The organism is Vagococcus sp. WN89Y (assembly GCF_052220145.1).
Classification (GTDB): Bacteria; Pseudomonadota; Gammaproteobacteria; order Enterobacterales; family Enterobacteriaceae; genus Kosakonia.
Window position 1 is genome coordinate 33278 of sequence record NZ_JBQPOM010000014.1, and the last position, 12969, is coordinate 46246.

Sequence of the window (12969 nt, forward strand, 5' to 3'; positions counted from 1 at the left end):
AGTTGTCTCCTGTCGTATCACTACGTCATCCTGACAGCTGAAAGAACCTGGTTCAATTAGGTACATGAATGATACCGGAGAGAAATATGGAGAGTGATCGGCAAGCGTTGCTGCAATTTTCAAAAACATTTTGTGAGGAGTTAAGTAACGATGACGAGGGGCTGAAACGTGAGATTCTGGCACATGCAGGAAACCGCTGGTCGCTGGGTGTGCTGCATATACTGGGCACGAGCGGGCCGCTTCGCCACACCGAGATACGGCGCTACCTTGCTGGTGTCACCCAGAGAATGCTGACGCGAACGCTGCGCCATCTGGAGCGTGACGGGCTTATTTCCCGCCATGATTATCAGGAAAAACTCCCCAGGGTGGTTTATACAATTACCGAAGCGGGGGAAGAAATGCTGTTGAAAATGATGCCGTTATGGTCATGGATTATCTCATCGACAGAGTATTTCAGAAAAGCGAGGTCAGAGTACGATAAACGCTAGGAATTGCCTCCAGAAAATAATCGTGTTTAATAACGTTGGCAGAAACCGGTTTTTACGACGTGTTAATTTTTTACAGGCGCAATCCGTGAGGAATGACTGGACTCAATCCTCGCGTACACCATTGAGTAAATGTAGGTTTCACGAGAAAGCGTCAGCGCGTATTAGCTGATAAAAAAATACCCTGCCATCAATGACAGGGTATCGTATTACCAACACGTTTTAGCGCATGGCGCGTTTGAGGATACGTTCAGCCTGGCGCTGGAAATCGGCAGCGGTTTCTTCTACCGTTTTCTGGCCATAGTCAATGTACTGAATCGCGGTACCAAACTGCGCAACAATTTGCGGATCGTCAAAGTACGGCGATACCGACAGTTTGGCTGGCAAGGATTGCGCAAGGCGCAGACCCGCAACGGCCGGATCGTTATCTTTAATCGCGCCGCTGGCCGTCAGCGTTTCCACCGCCGCTTTACTCAGCGGCACACCGCGCTCCAGCCCCAGCGTTTGCGCCCCTTCTTTGCTGTTCAGCAGGAAGTTAATCACCTGAGCAGCTTCTTTCGGATGTTTGGTTGATTTACCAATCGACAGCATCTGCGCCGGTTTAAAGAACAGGCCCGCATCCGTTGCGCCTGGCAGCATCGGGTATTCACCCAGTACCAGTTTGGCCGGAGGCTTCAGGTTGTCAGAATATTTGGTAATGGTGGAGTTCCACATATAGGTACCGGCCCATTCCCCTTCAATCCACGGCTTCATTTCATACATATTGCTCTTGCCGAACGACGCGTAATATTTCGCATCCGGCATCACGTGGTTATCGACCAGATTTTTATACATCTGGAAGAATTCCACCCACTGCTCTTTGCTGTAGCTGAATTTCTTCGCTTTTTCATCGACCGCCGGAATATTGTATTTCTGCGTCATATAGGAATTCAGCAGCGCCAGCGAATCCTGGTGCTCCAGCACTACCGGGTAATATTGTTTACCCAGCTTGCTTTCAAACGTTTTCCCGGCGCTTAACAGCTCGTCCCAGGTTTTCGGGAAAGCAACGCCCGCTTTTTTCCACTGCTCATCGTTAAAATAGAAAACGCGCGCCGTCACGGAGATAGGAATACCGTTCAGCTTGCCGTTAACGGTGGTGGATTGCAGTTCCTTCGCATCGAACTGGCTTAAATCAATCACATCTTTCACCTGATTCAGGTCGTAAAAACCCTCGCCAGTTTTCGAAAAGATGGGCAGCCAGTTCCAGTTGGTTTGCATCACGTCCGGCTCGGTGCCGCCCGCAATTTGTGTCGTCAGGCGAGAGAGGTGCCCGTCCCAGCCGGTGTATTCAGACTTAACGTTAATATTCGGATGTTGCTTGTGAAATTCTTCCAGCGCTTTCAATGTTACCTGATGACGACCGTTGCCCCCCCACCAGGACATACGCAGGTCTACATTATCAGCGGCCATAGAGGGTACAGCGCACATGCCCAGAGTTGCGGAGATGACGGCGCCTAACAGCACTTTTTTCATTTTTATACTCCAACGTTTATTTTAACTTCACTCTTCAGGCTGCCTGATATCTGGCAGCATCTGCTCGCGATTACCGCGTTGCGAGCAGATACGGCTCTGGGGCATCCCGAAATATTGCGTTTAAAGAGAGATGTTCTGTTCTGTTTTTGCGTCAAAAATATGACACTTATCCATATCAAACTTAAAATACACCTTGCGATGAAGACCCTTTGCAATCATCGGTTTAGCTTCATCTGAAGGAATACGTGCAGTCAGCTCATATTCGCCGACTTTCAGGTACATAAAGAATTCATGGCCCATGTTTTCTACGCGCACCAAATCCCCGGAGCCGCAATCATCGCTGTAGGGTTCATCGGCAACCGAGACATACTCCGGGCGAACGCCAAAGAACACGTCCTGACCAGCGTAGGCGGCAACTTTCTCCTGCTGGCGGGTATTGAGCGCCAGCGTTTCGTGGCCGACGGTGATATGCAGACCGTCGTCTTTTTGCACAATTTTCGCCGGTTTGATGTTCATCTCCGGCGCGCCGATAAAGCCCGCGACAAACATATTTTTCGGGAAGTGATAGAGGTTATCCGGCGTATCCACCTGCATGATATGGCCCAGCTTCATCACGCAAATACGATCGCCCATGGTCATCGCTTCGGTCTGATCGTGGGTAACGTAAACGGTGGTCGCCGGTTTGCCCGATTTCTTTAACTGCTTATGCAGGTCGGAAATACGGATACGCATCGAGGCGCGCAGCTTCGCATCGAGGTTAGAGAGCGGCTCGTCGAACAAGAACACGTCCGGTTTTTTCACAATCGCGCGGCCGACCGCCACACGCTGCGCCTGGCCGCCGGAAAGCTGGCGAGGCAGGCGGTCCATCAGCTCTTCCAGTTCGAGGATTTTCGCTGCTTCATCTACCTGTTTAGCAATTTCATCTTTCGGCAGCTTGCTCAGCTTGAGGCCAAACGCCAGGTTTTCCCGCACGGTCATATGTGGGTATAGCGCATAGTTCTGGAACACCATCGCGATGCCGCGAGATTTTGGCGCAAGGTTGTTAACAATTTTCTCGCCGATACGCACTTCGCCGCCGCTAATTGTTTCCAGCCCCGCCAGCATGCGCAGGGTGGTGGATTTTGCGCAGCCCGACGGGCCGACAATCACCATAAATTCACCGTCGGCGATTTTCAGGTCGATACCATGTACCGCTTTGAAGCCGTTGGAGTACACCTTTTCCAGTTTGTTGAAAATAACTTCAGCCATGATACTTCCCTCTTAACCTTTAATTCCGCTGCTGGTCACGCCCTGTACGAAGTAGCGCTGTGCCAGGAAGAAAACAATGATGGACGGCAGGATGGAGATACTCGCCATTGCCAGAATTTCGTTCCACGGCGCGCCTTCGGTAACATCGATGGACATTTTCAGCGCCAGTGCTATCGGGTATTTATCCACGCTGTAGACGTAAATCAGCGGGCCGATAAAGTCGTTCATGGACCACATAAACTGGAACAGTGCCACGGAGATAATCGCCGGTTTCAGGATTGGCACAACCACGTACCACAACACCTGCCATGAGTTACAGCCATCAATCTGCGCGGCTTCTTCCATGTCGCGCGGTACGCCGCGTAAAAACTGAATCAGCATAAAGACGAAGAAGCCTTGCGTAGCGAATGCCAGCGGCAGATACAGCGGCATATAGCTATTGAGCATGCCCATTTCGCGGAACATCAGATATTGCGGGATCAGCAGCACGGTGCTTGGCAGCAGCATGGTGGCAATCAACGTCGCAAACCAGAAGTTCTTCCACGGGATCTCAAAGCGGGCAAAGCCGTAGGCCACCACGGTGGAGGAGATAATGGTCAGAATAACTTTCGGGATGACATACTTAAACGTGTTGAGCATGTAATGGCCGAAGGTGTACTCGGTGCCGGTTTTCCAGCCGTTGATAAAACCATCCCAGGTGGCGTTCGCAGGCCACAGGCCGAGCGTGGTAAAGATCTCATGGTTCGGTTTGAACGATGCCGAGAACATCCACGCCAGCGGGTAGAGCATCAACAGGCCGACAAACAAAAGGATCACATAACGAATCGTCCGGCTTATTTTTTCACGGCGCAGGGTGCGCGCCACTTCGCGTTCAGCCTCGCTCGCTCCCGGCGTGATGTGTTGAATATCAGCCATTTTTGCCTCCCTTATCGGCAGAGTAGAACACCCAATATTTCGACGATTTAAAGGCGATGGAGGCAAAGACCGCCACGACGAGGAACAGAACCCAGGCCAGCGCCGCACCATAGCCCATATCAAAGTACTTAAAGGCGGTATCGTAGATATACAGTGAGAACAGATAGGTGTAATAAGTCGGGCCGCCGCCGGTTATCACGTACGGGCCGGTAAACTCCTGGAATGCCTGAGTGGTTTGCATAATAAAGTTGAAGAAAATCACCGGGGTAATCAGCGGCACGGTCACTTTCATAAACATCTGCCACTTGCTGGCCCCGTCGATCATCGCAGCTTCATATTGCGACTGCGGCACGTTTTGTAACGCCGCGAGGAAAATCACCATCGCAGAACCAAACTGCCATACGCGCAGTAATGTCACCGACATCAGTGCCAGCGATGGTTCACCCAGCCAGTTGATGGGATCAAGACCAAACACGCCGATAAAGCTGTTCAGCAGGCCATCGATAGCAAACAGCGCGCGCCACAGAACGGCTATCGCGACGGAACTCCCCAGAATTGACGGAATATAATAAGCGGTGCGGAAAAAGCCGATGCCGCGTAATTTAAAATTAAGAACGAAAGCAATACCCAGCGCGAAGGCGAGCTTCAGCGGGATGGTTAAAAATACATAGGCGAAAGTGACGCCCATTGATTTCCAGAAGAGCGTGTCTTCGGTAAACATGTAGCGATAATTTTCTATGCCGTTAAATACCGGCGGACTCATCAGGTCATACTCAGTAAAACTGAGAAAGAACGATGAGATGAACGGGAAAGCCGTAAAGACTATCAACCCAATAATGTAGGGCGATATCCAGGCCAATCCCAGTAGTCTGTTTTCATTCATACATACCTACCTGGCGAACAATTGTGTAATACGGATTCTGTGTGTTGTCGACTGCTGTTGTTAGCATAATCAACAACCTGATATTCAGTAACTACCAGAAATTACTCACTATGTTCTGGGTTTTAAAATCCTCTGAACTTGCGTCCTTGATTTGTAAAACATCGTTTTAAAATATTTTATTGGGTTTTATTTTGCCGTCATGCGTTTAATTCGTGAAATGTGATCAAAGTCGAAACGATGTTTCAATAAGGTGAGGTGGGTGACATTTTTGCCGAAAAAACACGGAGTTTCGTTTCATAATTGATAAGCCGCTAAATTAAATAAAAGCGTTTAAGTATCGTCTTATGAAATAATTCAAACTAAGAATCATTACCGCGCGAACTAATAATTAACAGCGGGCAGAAATAAAAACGCCGCCCCAAAAGGACGGCGCAAAAATAATGTGCTTTGCGTCACGATTTTAAAAAGTCTTCCCGCACTGGCGTGAAGGTATCGAGCAGCGTGCCGGGCTTGAGGCAAACGCAGCCGTGCATAATGTGCGGTCGCTTATAAAGTGTATCCCCTGCGGTGACGATATGTTTCTCATCACCAATAGTAAATTCGAACTCACCGGATAAGACATAAGTGAGTTGTTCATGAGGATGATTATGCATAGGTCCAATGGCACCCTGTTCGAACATAACTTCTACCGCCATCATTTTGCCGTCATGGGCCAGAATGCGGCGCGTCACGCCGTTGCCCAAATCGTCAAGCTGAGTGTCTTTATGAAAGATAAACATCGGGCTGTCCTGTAGTTGAAAAAGTACGAGATGAAACGTTGTTTCAAAATAATTTATAACACTGTCGCGTAAAAATAAACGCGCGGCCAGAGAAGTTGAAAGCCGATCACAACTTTGCTTGATTGGCAGACTAATACCCACGGAGACACGCTATGAAAACGATCGGACTGCTGGGCGGCATGAGCTGGGAATCAACCATCCCTTACTATCGCCTGATCAATGAGGGCGTCAAAGCCCGCCTCGGCGGGTTGCACTCCGCGAGCTTACTGCTGCACAGCCTGGATTTTCATGAGATTGAAACCTGCCAGGCGACAGCGCAATGGCACAAAGCCGGAGAGATCCTTGCACAGGCTGCGGTCGGGCTGGAGCAGGCTGGCGCGCAGGCGATTGTGCTGTGCACCAACACCATGCACAAAGTGGCCGGGCAAATAGAAGAGCGCTGCAATATTCCGTTTTTGCATATTGCCGACGCCACAGGGCATGCCATCGAAAACGCTGGTTTGCGTAAAGTCGCGCTGCTCGGTACACGCTACACCATGGAGCAGGATTTTTACCGTGGGCGACTGGAGAGAAAATTTGGCGTGAAAACCCTGGTGCCGGACGCCGACGATCGCGAACGCGTGAATGAAATCATCTTTGACGAGTTGTGTATGGGCACGCTGAGTGATGTCTCGCGTCAGTATTTCCTCAAATTGATTGCGCAGATGGCAGGCCAGGGCGTGGAGGGCGTTATTTTCGGCTGTACCGAGATTGGCTTACTGGTGCCGCCTGAGCGCAGCCCGGTACCGGTGTTTGATACCGCCGCGCTGCACGCCGCCGATGCCGTAAACTTTATGCTTTCTTAACATCCAGCATGGCAGCCAGCGGCCTGGCGATAAGCGGTATGGCTGCCTGTAAATGGTCACTGAAGGCCTCGACCAGCGCCGACGAAGGGCGATGGAGCGGGCGAATCAGGCTGACGGTAAAAGGAACGTCAATACTAAAGCGGCGTACCGCTACTTCGCCGCTGGCATAATCCAGCGCGGTCAGCGGGTTGACCACCGAAATCCCCACGCCTGCGCGCACCATCGCGCAGACCGAGGCGGCGCTATGGGTTTCCAGCACCATGCGCCGCTTCACCTGGTGCTCGTTAAATAAGCTATCCAGTAGCTGGCGGTAGCTGTCCGTGCGCGACAGGCTGATGTAATTCTCTCCCTGGAAATCCTCCGGCGTCAGCACGCTTTTTCGCGCCAGCGGGTGATTTTTGGGCAGCACGCAAACTTCGTTACAGGTGAGCAGCGGCGTGCGTTCGGTTCCCGCAGGCGTACTGAGCGTTTCCGTTAACCCTAAATCGTGACGCTGAGCAGAGAGCCACTCCTCCAGCAGCGGCGACTCCTGCGGCACAATATTCAGGCTAACGTCCGGGTAGCGCGCCAGAAAGGGTTGCAGCAGCAGCGGCAAAAAGGACTGGGAGAAAACCGGCAGGCAAGCCACCGACAGCTCGCCCTGGCGAAACTCGCGCAGGCTTTCGGCAGCGCTGACAATCCTGTCCAGCCCGTACCACGAGCGCTGTACTTCCTCAAACAGCCGTAACCCCTGAACCGTTGGGTGCAGGCGCCCGCGCGTGCGTTCAAACAGTTTCAGACCCAGTACTTTTTCAAAGCGTGCCAGCTCGCGGCTCACGGTGGGTTGCGAGGTGTGCAGCAGAGCGGCGGCCTCGGTCAAATTGCCCGTGGTCATCACCGCGTGAAAAATTTCGATATGGCGTAAGTTAACGGCTGGCATAGCAACATCCGGTTAGAGTTAGCTATATCATTTTTGCATAGAGTCCGGATAAAACGATATTTTTTATTCTTCTTCGGCTGTGGCGAAATCATAAAAAAATCAGGAGTTCGCCATGCCACGTTCATTACACCAGACCGATACCGCGCTTAACGCCGACAATTTGCTAAAACTGCCTGCGCAGTTTGGCTGCCCTGTGTGGGTTTACGACGCACATATTATCCGCGAGCAGATTGCGAAATTGCGCGATTTTGACGTGATTCGCTTTGCGCAAAAAGCGTGTTCAAACATCCATATCCTGCGCCTGATGCGCGAGCAGGGGGTGAAAGTGGACTCGGTATCGCTGGGGGAAATTGAGCGCGCGCTGGCGGCAGGTTTTGACCCCAAAGAAGAAATCGTTTTCACCGCCGACATGATCGATGAGCCAACGCTTGCGCGCGTGAGCGAGCTGGGAATTGCGGTCAATGCCGGGTCGGTGGATATGCTGGCGCAGCTCGGCGCGGTGTCGCCAGGGCATCCGGTCTGGCTGCGTGTGAACCCCGGCTTTGGGCATGGTCACAGCCAGAAAACCAATACCGGCGGTGAAAACAGTAAACACGGTATCTGGTATAGCGATTTGCAGGCTGCGCTGAGCGTAATGCAGCGCTATCAGCTCAGGCTGGTGGGTATCCATATGCATATTGGCTCCGGGGTGGATTACGCGCACCTTGAGCAGGTGTGCGGCGCGATGGTGCGCCAGGTGGTGGAATTTGGTCAGGATTTGCAGGCTATCTCGGCAGGCGGCGGCCTTTCCATTCCTTATCGTCCCGGCGAAGAACCGGTCGATACCGGGCACTATTACGGCCTGTGGAACGCCGCGCGTGAGCGGATTGCACAGCATCTGGGCCACCCGGTAAAACTCGAAATCGAGCCGGGGCGTTTTCTGGTGGCGGAGTCTGGCGTGTTGATAGCACAGGTACGTAGCGTTAAATCGATGGGCAGCCGCCATTTTGTGCTGATCGATGCCGGTTTTAACGATCTGATGCGCCCGGCGATGTACGGCAGCTATCACCATATTACTGCGCTGGCAGGAGATGGCCGCGACTTAAGTCAGGCGGTGCAAAGAGAGACGGTGGTTGCCGGGCCGCTGTGTGAATCCGGCGATGTGTTTACCCAGCAAGAGGGCGGAAAAGTGGAAACCCGACTGTTGCCTGCGCTGGTGCCGGGTGACTATCTGGTGTTGCATGATACCGGCGCGTACGGCGCATCGATGTCCTCCAACTACAATAGCCGCCCGCTGCTGCCGGAAGTGCTGTTTGATGGCGGCGTCGCGCGTTTGATTCGCCGCCGCCAGACCATCGAAGAGCTTATCGCGCTGGAGCAGTGCTAAGCCTTTGACCACGGCCCCGCCGCAACGGATTCGCGCAGCACCAGCGTTCCGGTAAACGGCGGGATCGCGGCAACGTCTTCTTTATTGGCAAGCCGGATAGCCTGATCGATAGCGGTGGTAATCATGGTATCGATGGGCAGATAAACTGTGGACAGCCCCGGCTCCAGCCAGCGGGCGCTTGGCGCATCATCAAAGCCAAACAGCGAGATATCCTGCGGAATGCGTAAACCCGCCTGCCAGATAGCTTTCGACGCGCCCAGCGCCATGTCGTCATTACAGGCGAAGAGGGCGCTAAAACCGACGCCTTCCTGCAACATCTGCTGGCACAACTCATAACCGCGCGTCATGGTGGCATCGCCGTGGCGCACACGGGCGGGTTCCCAGGCAATACCGTGCTGCTCCAGCGCCTTACGGTAGCCCATGAGCCGCGCTTTACCGGTTGGTGTGTGCATCGGCACGGTAATACAGGCTATCTCCCGGTGACCCTGGTTCACCAGATAATCGACGGCCTGAAATGCGGCGTCCTGTTGCTCAAAGAAAACGCAGCGCTCATGCGCCTGTTCTAATGCGCGGTTAATCACGATAAGCGGCATTGGCGTGTCGTCGATAAGGCGCAGAAGCGTTTTTTCGCTCATAAAGCGGGTGTAGAGAATGATGGCATCGCAGCGCCTGTCCGCCAGCATCTGCACCGCCAGCGCTTCGCGCTCTGGCGTGTCGTGACCATCGGTGACAATCAGCTGTTTTCCGTGCAGTTCAACTTGGCGGGACGCTTGCTGTAACAGGCGACCAAAGTAGAAACCATCAAAACTGGAAACCACCAGCCCGATACTGTTACTGGTACGGTTCGCCAGCGAGCGGGCGAGAAAATTAGGCCGATAACCCAACTCTTCCATCGCAGTAAACACCTGGCGACGCGTGCTTTCTTTGACTTGCCCCGTTCCATTGAGTACGCGGGAAACAGTTGCTTTCGAAACGCCCGCGCGTAATGAGACATCCAGCATGGTAACCATAACGAGTTCCCTTTTCGCGTAACTGCCCACACTTTACCACACTCATTCAGTGCCTTACCGCACCGCGTGAAAGTGGTATGCCAATGTTGGTGGTTTTCTTATTTTTGGAATGCCGCACGTGGCGGTGGGAGGTCAGTCACAGAACTTTTGCTGGCGCGTCGCTATTTTTGGTATGCCAAAAGGGAGAGAGCTGTATCCCTGTATCTCCAGGAAAGCCCCTTAACAGAGGTGTTAACTCATGGCCCTACAAGAAAAGCTGATCGATTCTCTGGGTAGTTTTGCGACAAAATTCAACAGCTATCGCTATATCATGGCGATCAAGTCCTCCTTTATTACCCTGATGCCGGTGATTATCGTCGGCGCTTTTTCCGTACTTATCTCTAATATGGTGCTGGACCCTAAAAACGGTCTCGCCAGTTTCCAGGCGCTCTCTTTCCTCGCTGCGCTAAAACCGATAACCAGCGCAATTAACTACGCCACGCTCAACTTTCTCAATATTGGCGCGGTGTTTTTGATAGGCATTGAGCTTGGGCGCATCAACGGCATCAAAACCCTTTTCCCCGGCCTGCTGGCGGTTATCTGTTTTATCTGCGTCACGCCAACTACCGTGCAGATGATGGTCGATGGTCAAATGGTGGAGGTCAAAGATGTGCTGCTGCGCCAGTTCTCCGACACCCGCAGCCTGTTCCTCGGCATGTTTATCGCTATTTTGTCGGTGGAGATCTACACCTGGCTTGAGAACCGCAGCAGCCTGAAGATAAAAATGCCCGACACGGTGCCGCCCAACGTCGCCGCATCGTTCTCTGCGCTGATCCCGGCGATTATCACCACCACGGTGATTGCAACCTTCGGGTTTGTTTTCCACAGGCTTAGCGGTATGTACCTGTATGACGCAGTATACCAGGTGGTACAACAGCCGCTGGAACGCGTGGTGCAAAGCCTGCCGGGCATCCTGCTACTGATGTTTGTGGCGCAAATATTCTGGGTGATTGGTATTCACGGCAACCAGATGATTAAACCTATCCGCGAGCCGCTGCTGCTTGGCGCAATTGCGGTCAATATGAGCGCTTTCGAGCAGGGCAAAGAGGTGCCGAACATCATCACCATGCCTTTCTGGGATGTCTATATGAGCATCGGCGGCTCCGGGCTGACCATCGGTTTGCTGATTGCGGTGATGATTGCCACCAAACGCAAAGAGATGAAAGAGATAGCCAAACTCTCTATCGGGCCGGGGGTTTTCAATATTAATGAACCGGTGATTTTCGGCATGCCTATCATGCTCAACCCGATCCTCGCGATCCCGTTTATCATCACTCCGTTGGTGACAGGCACTATCGGCTACTTCGCCACGGCGGCGGGTTTTGCCGGTAAAGCGGTGGTGATGGTGCCGTGGACTACGCCGCCGCTGATTAACGCCTGGCTCTCGACCGCCGGTTCGATGGGCGCGGTGGTGACGCAGCTTGTCTGCATTCTGACCTCGGTCATTATCTACCTGCCGTTTGTGAAAATCGCCTCGCGTCGTGCAGAGCAGGCGCAGTTGCAGGCGCAAGCCACCGACAATACCTGAGGGTAAAATGAGCACAAAAACTATCGCTATCCCGCCGTCGTTTATTCTTGGCGCGGCGGCATCCGCCTGGCAAACCGAAGGCTGGGAAGGTAAGAAAGAAGGGCAGGATTCCTGGCCCGATCTCTGGTACAAGTTCGATCGGCACGTCTGGCACGAGGGCTACGGCCCGGCGGTGGCGACGAATTTTTATCAGCGTTATCGCGAAGATGTCGCGCTGATGAAGCAGGCAGGCCTGACGCACTATCGCACCTCAATAAACTGGGCGCGCTTTCTGACCGACTATGAGCGCGGCGTGGTGGATGAAACTTACGCGGCGTATTACGACGCGCTGTTTGATGAGATGCAGCGCCAGGGTATTGAGCCGATGATTTGCCTGGAGCATTACGAGCTGCCGGGGTATCTGCTGGAAAAGTACGGCGGCTGGGCATCGAAAAAAGTCGTCGAGCTGTTTGTGCTCTATACAGAAAAAGTCTTTGCGCGTTTTCACCAAAAAGTGACGCGCTGGTTTACCTTTAACGAGCCGGTTGTGGTGCAAACCCGCGTCTATCTGGATGCGCTACGCTGGCCTTACGAGCAGAACACCAGTACCTGGATGCAGTGGAATCATCACAAAAATCTGGCGACGGCAAAAGTGGTGCGGCTGTTTCGTGAAAAGGGGTATGCGGGCAGCGTTGGCTGCATTCTCAACCCGGAAGTGACCTACCCACGCTCCAGCGCGCCGCACGATGTGCTGGCCGCGGAACGTTACGATCTCTTTTACAACCGCATGTTTCTCGACCCGATGGTGAAAGGGCGCTACCCGCCGGAGCTGTTTGCGCTGCTTAAAGAGCATCAGGTGGCGTGGGATTACACAGACGACGAACTGGCGGTCATTCGCGATAATACCGTCGATGAGCTGGGCATTAATCTCTACTACCCGCACCGGGTAAAAGCGCCTTCCCGCGCCTGGCACGCGCAGACGCCTTTTCACCCGGCCTGGTATTACGAACCGTTTGAGTTACCCGGCAGGCGCATGAATAAGTCCCGCGGCTGGGAAATTTTTCCGCAGATTATTTATGACATGGCGATGCGTATCAAAAACGAGTACGGCAATATTCCGTGGTTCGTGGCGGAAAGCGGGATGGGGGTTGAGAACGAAGGGCAGTTTCGTAACGCCCAGGGCACCATTGAGGACGATTACCGTATTGCGTTTATCAGCGAGCATTTATGGCAAACGTTGCGGGCAAGAGAAGCAGGCGCTAACTGCCAGGGCTTTATGCTGTGGGCTTTTACCGATAACGTCTCACCCATGAACGCCTTCAAAAACCGCTACGGCTTGGTTGAGATAGATCTCCTCAATAACCGCGACCGCCGGGCGAAAAAGTCGCTGGCGTGGTTTCGTCAACTGAGCGATGAACGTCAGTTGACCCTTACCCTTGATGATGAAATAAAGTAGTTATT

The 12969-nt window shown here is 52.9% G+C and carries 12 protein-coding genes; 5 read left to right on the forward strand and 7 right to left on the reverse strand.

Annotation, left to right across the window (positions count from 1 at the left end; genetic code table 11):
• Positions 1–86 precede the first annotated feature (86 nt).
• Positions 87–488 (forward strand): winged helix-turn-helix transcriptional regulator, encoded by a 402-nt coding sequence (locus ACTU3N_RS04145; RefSeq protein WP_443084873.1) that lies wholly within the window; start codon positions 87–89, stop codon positions 486–488.
• 219 nt (positions 489–707) lie between these two features.
• On the opposite strand, the gene ACTU3N_RS04150 is transcribed toward ACTU3N_RS04145, so the two are convergent.
• From ACTU3N_RS04150 to ACTU3N_RS04170, 5 genes are all read right to left on the reverse strand, one after another.
• Entirely contained in the window at positions 708–1997 is a 1290-nt protein-coding gene (locus tag ACTU3N_RS04150) for an ABC transporter substrate-binding protein (protein ID WP_443084874.1), read from the reverse strand.
• A gap of 120 nt (positions 1998–2117) precedes the next feature.
• The gene (locus tag ACTU3N_RS04155) at positions 2118–3245 is read right to left on the reverse strand and encodes an ABC transporter ATP-binding protein (protein WP_443084875.1); all 1128 of its coding nucleotides are present in this window, start codon (positions 3243–3245) and stop codon (positions 2118–2120) included.
• Positions 3246–3257: 12 nt separating this feature from the next.
• Complete coding sequence (locus ACTU3N_RS04160; RefSeq protein WP_443084876.1) at positions 3258–4160, reverse strand: carbohydrate ABC transporter permease; 903 nt, start codon at positions 4158–4160, stop codon at positions 3258–3260.
• Positions 4153–5043 (reverse strand): carbohydrate ABC transporter permease, encoded by an 891-nt coding sequence (locus tag ACTU3N_RS04165; RefSeq protein WP_443084877.1) that lies wholly within the window; start codon positions 5041–5043, stop codon positions 4153–4155. The genes ACTU3N_RS04160 and ACTU3N_RS04165 overlap by 8 nt, the downstream gene beginning before the upstream one ends.
• 452 nt (positions 5044–5495) lie before the next feature.
• Positions 5496–5963, reverse strand: coding sequence for a cupin domain-containing protein (locus ACTU3N_RS04170; RefSeq protein ID WP_443084878.1), 468 nt, complete (start codon positions 5961–5963; stop codon positions 5496–5498).
• Positions 5964–5974: 11 nt separating this feature from the next.
• Between ACTU3N_RS04170 and ACTU3N_RS04175 the strand changes: the two genes are divergently transcribed.
• Positions 5975–6667 carry an aspartate/glutamate racemase gene (locus tag ACTU3N_RS04175; RefSeq protein ID WP_443084879.1) on the forward strand — a complete coding sequence of 231 codons (693 nt, stop codon included), beginning with the start codon at positions 5975–5977 and terminating at the stop codon, positions 6665–6667.
• Here the strand turns inward: ACTU3N_RS04175 and ACTU3N_RS04180 are convergent.
• On the reverse strand, positions 6654–7586 hold the full coding sequence (locus ACTU3N_RS04180; RefSeq protein ID WP_443084880.1) for a LysR family transcriptional regulator: 933 nt from the start codon (positions 7584–7586) through the stop codon (positions 6654–6656). The genes ACTU3N_RS04175 and ACTU3N_RS04180 overlap by 14 nt on opposite strands.
• 112 nt (positions 7587–7698) lie before the next feature.
• Between ACTU3N_RS04180 and lysA the strand changes: the two genes are divergently transcribed.
• On the forward strand, positions 7699–8952 hold the full coding sequence (lysA, locus tag ACTU3N_RS04185) for a diaminopimelate decarboxylase (RefSeq protein WP_443084881.1): 1254 nt from the start codon (positions 7699–7701) through the stop codon (positions 8950–8952).
• Here lysA and ACTU3N_RS04190 read toward each other — a convergent pair.
• Positions 8949–9962 carry a LacI family DNA-binding transcriptional regulator gene (locus ACTU3N_RS04190; protein WP_443084882.1) on the reverse strand — a complete coding sequence of 338 codons (1014 nt, stop codon included), beginning with the start codon at positions 9960–9962 and terminating at the stop codon, positions 8949–8951. The two genes, lysA and ACTU3N_RS04190, sit on opposite strands and share 4 nt — an antisense overlap.
• Before the next feature lie 238 nt (positions 9963–10200).
• Here ACTU3N_RS04190 and ACTU3N_RS04195 point away from each other — a divergent pair, with 238 nt between their 5' ends.
• Together ACTU3N_RS04195 and ACTU3N_RS04200 are read left to right on the forward strand one after the other, a co-directional pair.
• Positions 10201–11529 carry a PTS sugar transporter subunit IIC gene (locus ACTU3N_RS04195; RefSeq protein WP_443084883.1) on the forward strand — a complete coding sequence of 443 codons (1329 nt, stop codon included), beginning with the start codon at positions 10201–10203 and terminating at the stop codon, positions 11527–11529.
• Between the two features lie 7 nt (positions 11530–11536).
• Positions 11537–12964, forward strand: a complete 1428-nt coding sequence (locus ACTU3N_RS04200; protein WP_443084884.1) for a glycoside hydrolase family 1 protein — start codon at positions 11537–11539, stop codon at positions 12962–12964.
• Positions 12965–12969: the final 5 nt, after the last annotated feature.